The organism is Streptomyces sp. NPDC027185, assembly GCF_055567035.1.
In genome coordinates this window covers 412,104-427,538 of the sequence record NZ_JBVHRF010000003.1, presented here as the reverse complement: position 1 = coordinate 427,538, position 15,435 = coordinate 412,104, and the positions used below count along the sequence as shown (strand labels likewise).

At 72.9% G+C, this 15,435-nt stretch carries 11 protein-coding genes; 5 read left to right on the top strand and 6 right to left on the bottom strand.

Annotated elements, in window-relative coordinates; genetic code table 11:
- Positions 1-140: 140 nt before the first annotated feature.
- Positions 141-1,493 carry a lysine N(6)-hydroxylase/L-ornithine N(5)-oxygenase family protein gene (locus ACZ4M8_RS12025; RefSeq protein ID WP_467605957.1) on the bottom strand — a complete coding sequence of 451 codons (1,353 nt, stop codon included), beginning with the start codon at positions 1,491-1,493 and terminating at the stop codon, positions 141-143.
- 257 nt (positions 1,494-1,750) lie between these two features.
- On the opposite strand from ACZ4M8_RS12025, the gene ACZ4M8_RS12020 reads away from it, so the two are divergent.
- Both ACZ4M8_RS12020 and ACZ4M8_RS12015 read left to right on the top strand, forming a co-directional pair.
- Positions 1,751-2,698 (top strand): methionyl-tRNA formyltransferase, encoded by a 948-nt coding sequence (locus ACZ4M8_RS12020; protein ID WP_467605956.1) that lies wholly within the window; start codon positions 1,751-1,753, stop codon positions 2,696-2,698.
- Between the two features lie 199 nt (positions 2,699-2,897).
- Positions 2,898-3,572 (top strand): HdeD family acid-resistance protein, encoded by a 675-nt coding sequence (locus tag ACZ4M8_RS12015; protein WP_467605955.1) that lies wholly within the window; start codon positions 2,898-2,900, stop codon positions 3,570-3,572.
- Positions 3,573-3,642: 70 nt separating this feature from the next.
- Here ACZ4M8_RS12015 and rph read toward each other — a convergent pair whose 3' ends face one another.
- Positions 3,643-6,240 (bottom strand): rifamycin-inactivating phosphotransferase, encoded by a 2,598-nt coding sequence (gene rph / locus ACZ4M8_RS12010; protein WP_467606536.1) that lies wholly within the window; start codon positions 6,238-6,240, stop codon positions 3,643-3,645.
- 589 nt (positions 6,241-6,829) lie between these two features.
- Here rph and ACZ4M8_RS12005 point away from each other — a divergent pair.
- Positions 6,830-7,519, top strand: coding sequence for a heparin lyase I family protein (locus ACZ4M8_RS12005; RefSeq protein WP_467605954.1), 690 nt, complete (start codon positions 6,830-6,832; stop codon positions 7,517-7,519).
- Positions 7,520-7,668: 149 nt separating this feature from the next.
- Here the strand turns inward: ACZ4M8_RS12005 and ACZ4M8_RS12000 are convergent, their stop codons facing one another.
- Positions 7,669-8,565, bottom strand: coding sequence for an LmeA family phospholipid-binding protein (locus tag ACZ4M8_RS12000; RefSeq protein WP_467605952.1), 897 nt, complete (start codon positions 8,563-8,565; stop codon positions 7,669-7,671).
- Between the two features lie 640 nt (positions 8,566-9,205).
- Here ACZ4M8_RS12000 and ACZ4M8_RS11995 point away from each other — a divergent pair.
- Entirely contained in the window at positions 9,206-10,111 is a 906-nt protein-coding gene (locus ACZ4M8_RS11995) for a Rieske 2Fe-2S domain-containing protein (protein WP_467605950.1), read from the top strand.
- A 115-nt stretch (positions 10,112-10,226) separates the two neighbouring features.
- Here the strand turns inward: ACZ4M8_RS11995 and ACZ4M8_RS11990 are convergent, their stop codons facing one another.
- The 3 genes from ACZ4M8_RS11990 to ACZ4M8_RS11980 all read right to left on the bottom strand — a co-directional run bounded on the left by ACZ4M8_RS11990 (position 10,227) and on the right by ACZ4M8_RS11980 (position 13,687).
- The gene (locus ACZ4M8_RS11990; RefSeq protein ID WP_467605949.1) at positions 10,227-11,756 is read right to left on the bottom strand and encodes an FMN-binding glutamate synthase family protein; all 1,530 of its coding nucleotides are present in this window, start codon (positions 11,754-11,756) and stop codon (positions 10,227-10,229) included.
- 252 nt (positions 11,757-12,008) lie between these two features.
- Complete coding sequence (locus ACZ4M8_RS11985; protein WP_467605947.1) at positions 12,009-12,542, bottom strand: GNAT family N-acetyltransferase; 534 nt, start codon at positions 12,540-12,542, stop codon at positions 12,009-12,011.
- A gap of 164 nt (positions 12,543-12,706) precedes the next feature.
- Positions 12,707-13,687 (bottom strand): AraC family transcriptional regulator, encoded by a 981-nt coding sequence (locus ACZ4M8_RS11980; protein ID WP_467605946.1) that lies wholly within the window; start codon positions 13,685-13,687, stop codon positions 12,707-12,709.
- 504 nt (positions 13,688-14,191) lie between these two features.
- On the opposite strand from ACZ4M8_RS11980, the gene ACZ4M8_RS11975 reads away from it, so the two are divergent.
- On the top strand, positions 14,192-15,412 hold the full coding sequence (locus tag ACZ4M8_RS11975) for a styrene monooxygenase/indole monooxygenase family protein (RefSeq protein WP_467605945.1): 1,221 nt from the start codon (positions 14,192-14,194) through the stop codon (positions 15,410-15,412).
- Positions 15,413-15,435: the final 23 nt, after the last annotated feature.

Genomic DNA, 15,435 nt, shown 5'->3' with positions numbered 1-15,435 from the left:
CGCGCTGACGGCCGGACGGAGCACCGGCGCGGCACCGGATACCAGAGGGCACGGACGTTCCTTTCTCGTGGAGCTGCGGCAGGCGGATGCCGTACCGGCGGCGGAGGACGTCCGTCACCGGCACGGCGGTCGAGGGCGGGTCAGGCGGCCGGCTGGCGGGCGTCCGCGACCGGCCGGAGCTCGGCGGAGCGGTCCGGGGCGTCACCGCCGACGATCGAGTCCAGGATCTCGCCGACCCGTATCGCGGTGTTGGACAGCAGGGAGGAGGTGATGCCGTGGGTGTGCTCGGTGCCGCCCTGGAGGTAGATGCCGCACCGCAGCCGCGGGTCGGTCGCCACCCGGTAGTCGCGCCCGACGCGGACGCGGCCCCGCTCGTCGCGGTGGCACTGCTCGGCGACCTCACCGAGCAGACCGAGACCGTCGGCCTCCAGGTACCCGGTGGCGCAGACGACGACATCGGCGTCGAGCAGTGTCTCCTCGCCGGTGACCAGGGACTTGACGGTGGCGCGTACCCCTTCGGGCGTCTCCTTGACGTCCGTGAGGCGCGAGACGTTCAAAAAGCGCAGCCGTTCGGCGCCGAGCACCTTCTCCCGGTACGCCTGCCGGTACAGGTCGTCGATGAGGTCGATGTCCACCACGGAGTAGTTGGTGTTGCCGTGGTAGTCCATCAGCCGCTGCTTGACGTCCTCCGGCGCGCTGAAGTAGTCGTCGACCGCCTGGGGGTCGAAGATGCGGTTGGCGAAGCCGCTGTCGTCCGCGGGGCTGTAGCCGTAGCGGGAGAAGACGGCGCAGATCTCGGCGTCCGGGAAGCGGCGGTGCAGGTAGGCGACGTTCTCGGCGGCGCTCTGACCGGCGCCGACGACGACGAAGCGCTCGGGGGCGGCGTCCGTCAGACCGTCAACCTTCGTCAGCAGCTCGGAGTTGTGCCACACGCGGTCGGTGCGCGCCACGCCCTCCGGCATGACCGGGCGCAGTCCGGTGCCGATGACGAGGTTGCGGGCGCGGTGGACGACGGTCTCGTCCCCGCAGCGGGCGGTCACGTCGAGGTACTCGATCACGCCGTCGCGTACGACGGGTTCGACCGCGACGACCCGGTGTCCGTACGAGACCATGTCGTCGACCTTCGCCGCGGCCCACTCGAAGTACTCGTGGAACTCCACGCGGAGCGGGAAGAGGTTCTTGTGGTTGACGAAGTCGATCAGGCGGCCCTTGCTCTGGAGGAACTGGAGGAAGGAGTACTCGCTGGTCGGGTTCCGGAGCGTCACCAGGTCCTTGAGGAAGGACACCTGCATCGTCGCGTCGTCGATGAGCATGCCGCGGTGCCATCCGAAGCCGGGCTGCTGCTCGAAGAAGTGAGCGGTGACCGCCTCCTGCCGTCCGACGCGCGCGTTGTGCTCGGTGAGCGCGAGCGCCATGGCCACGTTCGACGGCCCGAAGCCGATGCCGATCAGATCGTGGATCAGTGGTGCGTCGCCAGGAAGAGGCTGTGACATGTCACTCCCATTCGTGCGGGACGGCCGCCTGCCAGGCGCCTGTCAGTGGGGAAAAGAAGGGTCCGGGCGCGCCGGTGACCGGCAGCCGAGCGGAACTTAGGTAAAGCTAACCTGATCTGGCCCGGCTGTCGACCAGTCAAAACGGGCATTACGCCGCCCTCCCGGTCAATTGACCGCGGAATCGAGGTCGTTGCGATGTTAGGTAAGCCTTGCTTTACTTACCTCTGATCGTTTCGCTCTTCTGAGGAGGAACCCTGATGCGGGTCGTCATGTTCGGTTACCAAACCTGGGGCCATCGCACCCTGAAGGCGCTCCTGGACTCCGAACACGACGTCGTGATGGTCGTGACGCACCCCAAGAGCGAGCACGCCTACGAGAAGATCTGGAGCGATTCGGTCGCCGAGCTGGCGGAGGAGCACGGCGTCCCCGTCGTCATCCGCAACCGTCCGGACGACGACGAGCTGTTCCAGCGGCTCAAGGAAGCCGACCCGGACATCATCGTCGCCAACAACTGGCGCACCTGGATACCGCCGCGCGTCTACTCCCTCCCGCCGCACGGCACCCTCAACGTCCACGACTCGCTGCTGCCCAAGTACGCCGGCTTCTCGCCGCTGATCTGGGCCCTCATCAACGGCGAGTCCGAGGTGGGCGTCACCGCGCACCTGATGGACGAGGTGCTCGACGCCGGTGACATCGTCGACCAGCGCGCGGTCGAGGTCGGCCCGACCGACACCGCCACCGACCTCTTCCACAAGACGGTCGACCTGATCGCCCCGGTCACCATCGGCGCGCTGGACCGGATCGCCGCCGGCGAGACCGAGTTCACCAAGCAGGACCGCTCCCGGGCCAGCTTCTTCCACAAGCGGTCCGAGGAGGACATCCGGATCAACTGGGACTGGCCCGCCGAGGTCCTTCAGCGGCTGATCCGCGCCCAGTCCGCCCCCTACCCGGCCGCCTTCACCTTCCACAAGGGCAAGCGGCTGGAGATCCTGACCGCCGTCGTCTCCGAAGGCGTGTACGGCGGCACTCCCGGCCGCATCTTCTACCGCGAGGGCGACGGTGTGGTGATCGTCGCCGGCGCCGACGCCCGCACCGGCCGCAACCACGGTCTGGCCGTCACCCGCGTCCGTACCGAGGACGGCCGTGAACTGCCCGCCGCCGAGTACTTCACCTCCATGGGCGGCTACCTGACGGCCCGCCCCTGAGTCCGGGCGGCGCCTCGGCGCCGCCCGATCGCCGGTCTGCTCCGGACGGTCCCGGACGGGCCGGGAGGCGCCCGCCCCGCACCGCGCGGGGCGGGCGCCTCCCCGTACGGCCGCGCTCTCCCCAAGCGGGACTGGTCCGATGGGGTGACGATGGAAGCGTCCGTACCCGACCGTGCTGTCCATGAGAGAGGTGGCAGGTATGACGACCCCTTCCACGGCTTCGGACGGCGGCCCGCCCCCGGGCGCCCCCGCGGAGAGCAACCCGCTGGGCGCCCTGGCCAACCTGGGCTGGCAGGCGCTGTTCACCATCGGGTTGGCCTCGGTGGCCCTGGGCGTGATCGTCCTGGTCTGGCCGGGCAAGACGCTGCTCGTCGTCGGGATCGCCTTCGGTGTCTACCTGTTGGTCAGCGGCGTCTTCCAACTGGCCGGTGCCTTCGGCGCCCATGTCCCCGGGCATCTGCGGGCGCTGCACTTCGTCACGGGCGCGATCAGCGTGCTCCTCGGACTCGTCTGCTTCCGGGGCACCCTGCAATCGCTCCTGCTGCTCGCCCTCTGGATCGGCTTCGGCTGGCTGGTGCGCGGCATCATGATCACCGCGGCGGCCGGTTCGGCCCGGGAGACCCCCGCGCGGGGCTGGCAACTCTTCCTCGGCATCATCACGCTGCTCGCCGGCATCGTGACGGTCATCTCGCCGTTCGGCTCGCTCGCCGCGCTCACGCTGGTCACGGGCATCATGGCGATCGTCCTGGGCATCGGAGAGATGATCAACGCGGTCCGGCTGCGCCTCGCCCTCGGCCACGGCACCAAGGGCACCGGCAGCGCCACCCGGCACCGCCGCTCGGCGTTCCACCCGCGCCCCCACCCGCAGCACTGACCGCGGGCCGCCCGCCGACGGTGCGCGGCGGTACCCCCGGCGTCCGCCGGCCGGGTACCGCCGCGCGCGGTCATGGCAGGATCTCCACGTACCCGTCGGCCCCGTGCACGCGGATCCGTTGGCCGTCCCGGATCAGCCGGGTGGCACCGTCCACGCCCACGACGGCGGGCAGACCGTACTCCCGGGCGATCACCGCGCCATGCGTCATCAGCCCGCCCACCTCGGTGACCAGGCCCGCGATCCCGACGAACAGCGGGGACCAGCTGGGATCCGTGAAGGCCGTGACGAGGATGTCACCCGGCTCCAGCGTGGCCTCCGCGACGTCCCCGATCACCCGGGCCCGCCCCTCGACGGTCCCGGCGGAGACCGGCAGACCTGCCAGGGCCCCGTCCGGTACACCGTCGCGCCGGTACGCCCCGGACACCCCCTCGCCGTCCGAGGTGAGCACCCGTGGCGGGGTGAGCGCCCGGTACGAGCGGAACGCTTCCTTGCGGCGCCGGATGAGCCCGGCGTCGGCCCGCCGCGTGCGCACGGCCTCGCCGAACTCCTCGAACGTGAGGTGGAAGGCGTCCTCCGGCTCGGCGAGCACCCCGGCCGCGGCGAGGCGCTCGGCCTCCTTGAGCAGGGCCTTCTTGTAGAGGAAGTAGCGGCTGACGAGGCCGTACTTCGGGTACTCCCGGTACCCGATGAAGGTGCGGACCCGGTCGATCATCCGCTTCGTCTCCTCGGCCCTGCGCTCCCCGTCCGGCAGCGCCCGCAGCCGCGTCAGGACGTCCCGTTCCTTCTCCAGCGCCTTTCGCCGCCCTTCCTCGAAGCGCCGCCCGGCGGCGCCCGGCCCGAAGTTGCGGACGTTGTCGAGGAGGGCGGGCAGGAGCGCGGCGGGGTTCTCGCGCCACCGCGGCCGGGTGAGGTCGATCTCGCCGACACAGCGCATGCCGTACCGGTCGAGGTAGTCCTCGATGGCGTCGCGCGCCTCGCCCCCGCCCGGGAGCTTCACCAGCGCGTCGAGGAAACCGTCGTCCCCGGCGTTCTCCAGGAACGCCACCACCTCCGGCCACGGCCGGATCACATCGGCGACGTCCAGCAGCGCGAGGCCCATCTCGGAGGTGACGTTGCCGGGCGCGGACAGGGTGAGCGTGTCGGCCGGGTGCTTCTCGCCCAGCCACTCCCCCAATGTGTCGTTGAGCCACCAGGTGGCCTCCATCCCCGCCGTGATCACCTGCATGCTCAGCGGGTCGCCGAGGAGCCGTTTGTGCTCCTCGAACGCCTCCGGCAGGAAGTCGAAGAGCGCCGGTCCGCTCCGCGCCGCCAGCTCCCGTTCCAGGGCGGCGTTGGCGGCGCGGCTGCGTGCGATCAGTTCGGTGACGAGGGCCGGATCGGTCGGGATCGGGGCGGGCGGGGCACCGGCCGGCGCCCCGCCGGGAGCGGGGTCCGGCAGCGACGGGACGAAGCCGTCGCGGGCGATCACGGTCTCCAGAGCGTCCCTGACCAGCGGATCTCCCCGTCCGATGAGGTCCAGGAGAGCGGCACGGCTCGCGGGCGAGGCCAGCCTCCGGGTGACGTCGACGAACAGCCGCCCGCCGGCCTCGTGCATCGGCGCCATGGCCGTCAGCTGCCATACGGACAGCCCCAGGGGCTTCATGGGGTCGGTCATCATCTGCTGATGGCCGACGGAGACGTAGACATGGTTCTCCCCGTCATCGGCCTCGGGGACGGGGAACAGGGTGGTGACCGGCCGGCTCTGGACGATGTGGAACTCCTCGCCGACCAGACACCACTCGATGTCCTGCGGGCCGCCGAAGCGCGCCTCGATCCGCCGCCCGAGCCGGACGAGCCGTACGGCCTGCGCGTCCGTCAGCGCGGGCTGCTCCTGCCGCCGCGCGTCGACCGTCACCTCCCGGGTGCCGCCGCCGGGCAGGGCGTGCACCGCGCGCCGTTTGACGGCGATCTTCCTGGCGACGACCTCACCGTCCCGCACGGTGAAGACATCCGGGTTCACCAGCCCGGAGACCAGGGCCTCGCCGAGACCGAACCCGGCGTCCACGGTGGCGGTGCGCCGGTTGCCGGTGACGGGGTCGGCCGTGAACAGGACACCGGACGCCTCCGGGTGAACCATCCGCTGCACGACCACGGCCATCTCGACCGTGCGGTGGTCGATGCCGTTGCGCCGGCGGTACAGCACGGCCCGCTCGGTGAAGAGCGAGGCCCAGCACCGGCCGATGTGCCGGAGGATCTCCGCCGTCCCCACGACGTTCAGGTAGGTGTCCTGCTGACCGGCGAAGGAGGCCGTCGGCAGGTCCTCCGCGGTCGCGCTGGACCGCACAGCGCAGGCGGCCCGCTCGCCGAGCGGGGCGAGCGCGCGGGTGATCTCCGCCGTGACCTCGTCCGGGACGACGGCTTCCTCGACGGCCCGGCGCAGCCGTGCGCCGAGCGCGCGGACCGCCTCGCGGTCGTCGGCGTCCACCCGCGCGAGCTGGTCGAGCAGACCGCCGGCCTCCGGTGTTCCCGCGAGCACCCGCCGGAAGGCGGCCGTCGTCACGCAGAATCCCGGTGGCACCCGGACCCCGTCGATCCGCGCCAGCCCGCCGAGGTGCGCGCCCTTGCCGCCGACCACCGCGACCTGCGTCTCGTCGATCCCGGCGAGATCTCTCACGTACCGCCCGGTCATCGCGCCGTCCCCGGGGCGGCCGCGCCGCGCCGCACCGCCGTCACCGCTCGCCGCACCGGCGCCTTTGTCCGCGTCGCCTCGTCCGTCACGCACGCCTTCGTCCCCATCCCGTGTTCTCCCGCGGCCGCCGGCCGGACCGCGCGCCCGCAGCCGTACCGGTGGCTCACCGCCGCGTCCCGTACATCCCTGACGCCGGCGGTGGCCCACCCCGTCGACCCGCTGTTTGCGCAGGTCATGGCCGTGGCCGACGATTGTGCGGCATCCCCGGGGCCTTGCCGCAAGCCCCCCTGTGCGCTATATCTTGAAACTGGCAGGGAGACGTTTCTCCTTGCCTTTCTCTTTGGAGCCTCCTCGGTGGGGTCTTTCCTTCGGGCCCTTCGGCCCTTCTCTTCGCGCCCTTCCCCCGGTCTCTCCTCGGTGCGGGTCGCTCACGCCGCCGCCCGGACCTCCGGCACGGAATCCGTACCGCGGGGTGTACATCCCCCGGGGCGCCCGTCACACTTCCGGCCGTTGCCGTACGGTCCACCGGCCCCGGGGAGTTCCCATGTCACGTGCCCGCTCACTTCGCACACCGTTATGGACGACGGCGGTGACGGCCGGGCTGATGGCGCTGTCGGCCACCGCCCTTCCGGGAGGGTCGGCGTCGGCGGAGTCCGCGCCCCGCCGGGTGCTGTGGACGCCGGACATCGAGGCCGGACCGTCCGCGTTCCCCGGTGTCCAGTGCGCCGGAGGCAGCTTCGGGGTGGTGCGCGATCCGGCCGAGGGGAAGGTCTGGCGCGCCCGGCAGCCCGGGGGTCAGGAGCGGTGCGAGGCGGTCGGACCGGACCTGGAGCCCGGCAGCGTCTTCTCGCTGAGCTGGTCGTCCAGGACGGACATCCGCGACAGCAAGAACCGGTACATCTTCCAGCTCAAGTGCAGTCCGAGCAGCGGCACGGCGAACCATCCGGTGGAGCTGGACGCCACCTCGGCCCGCGTCCGGCTCCAGGCGTGGACCCACGACCACACCGCGGTGCCGCTGTGGACCGCGCCGGTCGAGAACGGCACCTGGCACTCCTACACCCTCAGACTCCGCGAGGGCCGCACCGACGGCACCGTCGAGCTGTGGTTCGACGGGAAGAAGCAGAAGTTCGCCGACGGCAGTACCCGGTACACCGGCACCACCTACGACGGCACCAGGAGCTACCTCAAGTGGGGCTCCTACCATCTGTCGACCGGCGACTCCACGCACTGGTTCACCTCGCCCCGTATGACCACGACGGCGGTGGCGACCGGCCCGTGATCCGGCCGGTACGGCGCTCACGGCGGGCGGCGGCCGGAGAACAGCGGTGGCACGGACGCCGTGTCCGCGTCCGTGCCACCGCCCCGTTCCGGTCCGCCGCGCCGGCGCCGGGTGTGCGTGGCCGGGTCCGTGTCCTCGGCGTGCCGCCGTCAGCCCACGGGTACGTCCGTGCCGGTGAGTTGGGCCCGGATGCCGTCCTTCGTCACGGAGAGCGCGCGCAGCCGGAGGTCGCCCGGCAGGTCGTCCGGCAGCCGGGCGGAGAACTCCATCCGCTCCGCGACCTTCGGCTCCCGGAGTTTGCGCAGGCCCCGGACGAGCGAGGGGTCGATGCCGGTGGGCTTCAGCAGCGAGGGATGCTCGACGAGGGTGTCGAGCATGTGGCCCGTCATCCGCTGCCGCGGGCTGACGGGCCTCCCGGCGGCCTGCCGCAGCTCGTCCTCGTCCATCCTGTCGGCGACGGGGGCGGTCAGTTGCAGGCCGCCGCCCTTGCCCGGTACGTACGTGAGCAGGCCGGGTACCACCACGCGCGTGTCCTGGACGGTCAGGCGCAGACCGCGGTCCCCGGTGCGCTCCAGACGTGCGCGTCCCTCGACCCGGGCCCGGGTGCCGCCCACGGGCAGGGCGCCGCCGGCCAGCACGGTGTTCCTGCCGGGGCCGGGCGTCAGGTGGAGCTGTGAGGCACCCACTTCGCGGTCGAGGTCCTCGAAGTCCAGCAGGATGTCGCCGCGCACCCGGCCGAGCACCGCGCCCTTCACGGAGGACGGCAGGCCGCCGACGATCCGGATGCCGTCCACCGTGCCCTTGACCTGGGCGACGGAGACCGGCCCGGCGTCGACGTGGGGGACGTTGACCTCGACGTGGTCGATGTCGCCCGTGAGGACCTGTCCGACGAACGGGAAGCTGTCGATGTGCACTTCGGGTGCGGCGTGCAGGTTCAGCGCCTTCTGCACCTGCTGCGCGGCCACGTTCTCCGCGTAGAGCACGGCCCACCGGTCGCCGAGGGCGAGGAACGCCAGGACGACGGCGAGTGCGGCGGCCGTCTTCACGGTTCTCCGCACGAGGCGGCGCGGTCGGCGACCGGCCCGCGGGGGCACCATTGCGTCGCCGGCGCCCGTGGCGGAAGCCGCCGGGGCGTCGACGGGGGCTTCCCGGGCCGGCGGGGTGTCCGGCTCTTCGGGGACCCGGGGTGACGGTACGTCAGCGGGCGGGTCCGTGGCCGGGTCGTGCGGGGTGGTGCGGCCCGCCGGTATGCGGGCCTCGGGGTCTGCGGAAGGTTCGTCGGAGAGCATCGCCACCATGCGACCACAGGCCCCAGGCGCGGGCCAAGTCGCGTCTCCCGGGGGCCGTCCGCGCGGCGCCGGGCTCCGGGCGCACCGGCGCGGGCGCGCGGCGGGCCGGGCGCCCGGTGGGCGGGTCACCGGCGCCCCGGCCGCTCCGTCACGACCGGGTGCGGGGCCGGTCGCCGGAACACGGCGGGAACAGCCGCGGCCGGTGGCGCGGCGGCAGGCGCACGCCCGCCGGGGCGTGCGGACCGCCAGGCGTGCGGGCCGCCCCACCCGTCCTTATGGTGGAAGAAGACGACCGTACGGGGCCGGGAGATGCGCCGTCCGGTGCCCGCCCGGTCCGCCGCCGTGGCGGAAGGGGTGAGCGACAGTGCGCAGGACGAGCGTTCGGCACGACCGGCCCGTGCATACCGGCGACAGGGTGGAGGCGCCCGGACATCCGTCGCTCTCCGCGGCCGTGGTGCGGTCCCTCGACCGGCTGGGGCGGATGAGCCGCCTCGATCTGGTCGCCGGTCCGCTCGCGCGAGTGGTGCGAGCCGTGGGGCTGGGGCGCTTCCGGGATGTCGCGCACGGACTGCCGATCGGCCATCCGCTGCATCCCGCGCTGGTCCAACTGCCCCTCGGCGCCTGGCTGTCCGCGGCGGCGCTGGACTCCCTGCCCGGTGCGCGGCGCGAGGCGCGGTTCCTGGTGGGGGCCGGGGTCCTGGCCGCGGCGCCCGCGGCGGTGGCGGGCTGGCTGGACTGGGCGGAGCTCCAGACGGAGCAGCGGCGCGCCGGTCTGGTGCACGCCGTGGCGGGCTCCGCGGCGACCGGTCTGTACGCGGCCTCCTGGGTGCAGCGCGGCCGTGGCCGCGCTGTGCGGGGCAAGGCGCTCGGCTTCCTCGGGCTGGCGGCGGCCGGGGCGGGCGGCATGCTGGGCGGCCATCTGGCGTACCGGCTGGGCGCGGGCACGAACAAGACCGCGTCGGTGTCCGATCTCGTGGCGGACCGCTGGCATCCGGTCGGGCAATTGGAGGACTTCCCCGTCGGGCAGGCGGTGCGCCGGATGGCGGGCGAGGTGCCCGTCCTCGTCGTACGGGAGGCGGACGGCCGGATCCTGGCCCTGGCCGACCGGTGCAGCCACCAGGCCGGACCGCTGTCGGGCGGGCGGCTCTTCGACGGATGTGTGGAGTGCCCCTGGCACGCCAGCGTGTTCCGCCTCGTGGACGGCGCGGTGGTACGCGGCCCCGCGACCGCGCCGCAGCCGTCCTTCCGGATCATGGTCCGTCCGGGCGGCGAGGTGTGCGTGGCTCCGCCCGCCGCGGGGTGAGCGGCGGGCGGAGCGGGGACGCTGAGCGGCTGCCGGGCGGCGGCCGCGCAGCACGCCGGGGACCGGGCCGGACGTCACGGCCGGTCCGCCGGCGCCCGGCAGGTCCCGCTACGCGTTACGCGGCGTCCGGCTTGCGGGTGAGGAGTTCGGTGATCTCCCGGGCGAGGTCCGGGCCGAGGGCGCCCCAGCCGTCCTTGTAGCCGTAGACGCCGGCCAGGGTGCGGGCCTCGTAGTCACCGTTCATGATCTCGATGTCGGTGGCGGTGAGGAGCGCCGGGTGGGCGACGCCGACGGCCGATGAGACCTTCAGCAGTTCCTTGCGCAGGGTGCGCAGGTAGACGGCGGCGCGGGTGGCCTTCGAGGCCGGGTCCAGGCCGCGGGCCAGCCAGGGGTTCTGGGTGGCGATGCCGGTGGGGCACTTGTCGGTGTGGCACTTCTGCGCCTGGATGCAGCCGATGGAGAGCATCGCCTCACGGGCGACGTTGATCATGTCGACGCCCAGGGCGAAGGCGACGGCGGCGTTCTCGGGCAGACCGAGCTTGCCGGAGCCGATGAAGGTCAGGTCATCGGTCAGCCCCCGTTCGGCGAAGGTGCCGTAGACCCGGGAGAAGCCCATCCGGAACGGCAGCGACACCGAGTCGGCGAAGGTCAGCGGCGCCGCGCCGGTGCCGCCCTCACCGCCGTCGACGGTCACGAAGTCGACGCCGCGGTCACCGCGCGCCATCAGCGTGGCCAGCTCCTGCCAGAAGTCCAGCTCACCGACCGCGCTCTTGATACCGACCGGCAGACCGGTCTCGGTGGCGAGCAGTTCGACGAAGTCGAGCATCGAGTCGACGTCGTGGAAGGCGGTGTGCCGCGAGGGGGAGGCGCAGTCCTCGCCGAGCGGGATGCCGCGGATCCCGGCGATCTCCGGGGTGACCTTCGCGCCCGGCAGCATCCCGCCGAGTCCGGGCTTGGCGCCCTGGGACAGCTTGATCTCGATCGCCTTGACCGGGGCGCCGGAGACCACGGCCTTCAGCTTGTCGAGGTTGAAGGTCCCGTCCTCGTTGCGGCAGCCGAAGTACGACGTCCCGATCTGGAGGATGAGGTCACCGCCGTTGCGGTGGTACGGCGAGAGGCCGCCCTCGCCGGTGTTGTGCATCACTCCGGCGAGCGCCGCGCCCTCGTTGAGCGCGGTGATCGCCGCGCCGGAGAGCGAGCCGAAGCTCATCGCCGAGATGTTGACGACGCTCGCCGGGCGGAACGCCTTGGCGCGGCCGCGCGGCCCGCCCAATATCTTCGCCGAGGGCAGCGGGGCCAGCGGATCGTGCAGATCGGGCAGGTCGCCGGCGAAGGTGCGCTGCTTGAGGTACGCGTGGCCCTGGACGTGCTCGACGTCGTTGTCGGTGCCGAACCCGAAGTAGTTGTTCTCCTCCTTCGCCGACGCGTAGATCCAGGTGCGCTGATCGCGGCTGAACGGGCGCTCCTCGTCGTTGGAGGTCACGATGTACTGCCGCAGCTCCGGCCCGATCGTCTCCAGCAGGTACCGGGCGTGCCCGATCACCGGGAAGTTCCTGAGCAGTGCGTGCTTCTTCTGGACGAGGTCTCGGGCAGCCACCAGCGCCAATGCTGTCGCGGCGGCCGCGCCGATGCTCCGGGCGCGCATGATCGTTCCTCTCCTCGTTGCCCGGCCCTCGCCGTGCGGCGCACGTCGTCGTGGTGGGTCGGGCGGTGGGTGTGGCGCGGCGGGCACCGGCACCTGGGGCCCGGCGCCCGCCGACGAAACATCGAACGATAGTAGAGGCCGGGCCGCGGGCCGGGGGCGGGAGTCCGGGCGGCGGCACCCGGCCACCGCGCCGCACCCGCCGCCCGGCCGCGCGCCTCCCGGGAGGCGCACCGTCACGGCGGCGCGGGCCGGTCAGGTCCCGGTACGGGCGCCTCCGGGCGGCGGTGCCGGGAAGGCGTCGCGGTCCAGGGCGTACACGGTGCAGGGGCGGTCCAGGACCGTGTCCTCGCGCCGCGGGGTGAAGCCCAGGCGCCGGGCGACGGTGGCGGAGGCGGTGTTGCCGTGGTGGATCATGGCGGTGATCCGGTCGAGCCCCAGCGTTGTGAAACCCCAGGTGAGGACCGCTCGGGCGGCTTCCGTGGCGTAGCCGTGTCCCCAGTGGGCACGGGCGAAGGTCCAGCCGATCTCGGTCTCGTCGAACTCTTCCCACCAGTTCAGGCCACTGCGCCCGATGAGTCGGCCGGTGCCGCGCAGTTCGACGGCGCAGAGGCCGTGGCCGCGCCGCTCCCACTGCTGCTGGATGGCGTGCAGCCGGGCGGCGGCCCGTTCCGGGGTGTAGCTGCCGACGTACCGGCTGACCTCCTCGTCGGCGTGGAGCCGCACCCACCAGTCGGCGTCGGCGGAGGTGAGCGGGCGCAGCCGGAGGCGTTCGGTGGTGATCACCATCGTTCGGTCCTTCCAGGTCAGCGGGGCGGAGCCACGGTTGTACGGCTGTGCGTCCTCATGTCGCCCCCCTTCCTGGGACGATCGGCCCCGGACCGGTCGCAGGTGATTCTTTCCGTTGCGGTCCGGCGCCGGGTGCCCGGCTCCGTCCGGCCCTCGGCGCGCCCCTACGCACGCAACGTCTCCGACGGCGGCTCCCCGAACTGCCGCCGGTAGGCGAGTGCGAAGCGTCCCGGGTGCAGGAAGCCCCAGCGGGAGGCGACGGCGGTGACGGTCGTGGTGCCCGGGTCGGAGGCGAGGAGTTCCTTGCGTACCCGGTCGAGGCGGACCTCGCGCAGATAGGCGAGGGGCGTCGTGTCGAGGTGGCGGCGGAAGCCGTCCTGGAGGGCGCGGACGCCGACGCCGACGTACTCCGCTATCTCCGCGACGGTGAGCGGTTCGGCGGCGTGCCCCTCGATGACCTCCATGGCGCGGCGGACCGCGAGCGGCGCGACGCGCGGCTGCTCGCCGAGGAGCGCGGGTGTGTAGGTGTGCGGCTGGGCCATCAGCAGCTGGGTCATCAACAGCGCCTCCAGCTGCCGCATCACGAGGGGCTGGTCCGTCATCCCGCCGGGCCCCTCCGCCTCCCGGCGCATGAGGTCGACGACGTTGAGCCAGGAGCGGGAGCCCGCCGCGGTGAGGTCCATGCCGAGGGAGAAACGGATCGGGCGGCGCACGGTGCGGCCGAGCAGGCTGCCCAGGTGCGCTTCGAGGGCCGTGCGGTCGAACCAGACGATGAGCTGCGGGTTTCCGCTCCCCCACCGCATGTCCAGCTTTCCGGTCGGAGAGGGGACGGAGGCGAGTTCCGGTGAGGAGACGATCTCCTCGCGGCCGCAGGTGATCTCGGCGTACCCGGCGAGCGGGATCTGGACGAGGAAGAAGCTTTCCAGATCGCCCGGGGTGATCCGGACCTCGGTCCCGTAGTCGAGGTAGTACAGCCCGGTGCGTTCGAAGGAGGTGCCGTGCAGGCGGGCGTCGAGCGTCGCCGAGGCTTGCGTGATGCGCAGTTCGTGCGGGCAGAAGGCGCGGCCGACCTCGGCCCGCGCCTCCCATATGTCCGCCGTGTGGAAACGCTGATGGTTTGCGAGCAGGGGCTCCGCAACGGGCATGTGGACCTCCACCGCCGAGATGCGCGTTCGGGACAGCGACCCGCGTAATCCGGATAGCGCCGATGATCTTGCCATACCAAGGTGGATCCCTGACCGCCGCGGATCCGAGAAGAAGCAGGGAAGCAACGATGCAGGCAGTGCCGGGCCGGACCGCCCCGCGCGGCGACCGGACCACGCCCGGCGGGCGGTCCGCCGCCCTCGCGCGCCGCGGGCCCCGCGTCACCGCCGTCGCCCGGACCGCCGTCCCGGGCGGGGCCGCGCCACCGCCCGACGCCGCTCCCCCGCCCGGCACCTCGCCCGTACCCGAGGCCGCACCGCCACGCCGGTGAGCCCCGCCGACCGGCCGGACACCCCGGGCCCGTCCCCCCCGGTCCCCCGGGTCGCCCGGCCGCCCGCGGCTGCCCGCCCACCCCTCCGGCGGGCAGCCGCATCCCGTCCCCGACCGCCGCCACGCCCGCCCGGCGCGGCCCCGTCCCACCGCACACCCCGCCCCGGAGGCCCCTCATGCGCAAGATCACCATCGTCGGAGCCGGTCAGGCCGGTCTCCAGCTCGGCATCGGCCTGATCTCCCACGGCTACGACGTCACCCTCGTCTCGAACCGCACCGGGGACCAGATCCGCGAGGGGCGGGTCATGTCCAGCCAGGCCATGTTCGGCACCGCGCTGGCCCACGAGCGCAGCCTCGGCCTCGACTTCTGGGGCGACGCCTGCCCGCCGATCGCCGGACTCGGCGTGAACATCGCCGACGGACAGGGCGGCCGGGCGCTGTCCTTCAGCGCCCGCCTCGACGCCACCGCCCGCTCCGTCGACCAGCGGGTCAAGATGCCGCTCTGGATGGGCGAGTTCGCGCGCCGCGGCGGCCGGCTGGAATTCCGCGAGGCCGGCATCGCGGATCTGGAGCGCTACGCCGCCGAGTCCGACCTGGTGATCGTCGCGGCCGGCAAGGGCGAGATCGCCAAGCTGTTCGAGCGGGACGCCCGCCGCTCCCCGTACGACGCCCCGCAGCGCGCGCTGGCCCTGGCGTACGTCACCGGGATGGAGCCGCTGCCCGACCGGCCCGGCGTCAGCTTCAACGTCGTGCCGGGCGCGGGCGAGTACTTCACCATGCCCAGCCTGACCACCAGCGGCCCCTGCGACATCATGTTCTTCGAGGGCATCCCGGGCGGCCCGCTCGACCGCTTCGGCGGGCTCGCCCCCGAACAGCAGCTGGCGACGTTCCAGGAGCTGCTGCGCGCCTACGTCCCGTGGGAGGCCGAGCGCTGCACCGGCGTCGCGCTCACCGACCCCAACGGCACCCTCGCGGGCCGCTTCGCCCCGACCGTCCGCAAGCCCGTCGCCACGCTGCCCTCCGGCGCGCGGGTGCTCGGCCTCGCCGACGTCGTCGTCCTGAACGACCCGGTGACCGGCCAGGGGTCCAACAACGCCGCCAAGTGCGCGGCCGCCTACCTCGCCGCCATCCTGGACCAGGGCGAGCGCCCGTACGACGCGGCCTTCATGGAGCTGGCCTTCGGCCGCTTCTGGGACAACGCGCAGTCCTCGACCGCCTGGACCAACGCGATGCTCGGCGCCCCGCCGCAGCACGTCCTGGAGCTGTTCGGCGCGGCGAGCGCCAACCCCCGTGTCGCCTCCCGTTTCGTCAACGGCTTCGACGACCCGCGGGACTTCTTCCACTGGTTCATGGACCCGGCCGCGGCGCAGCGCTACCTCGCGGAGACGGCTTCCTGAGCGATCGCCGGAACGAGCACAAC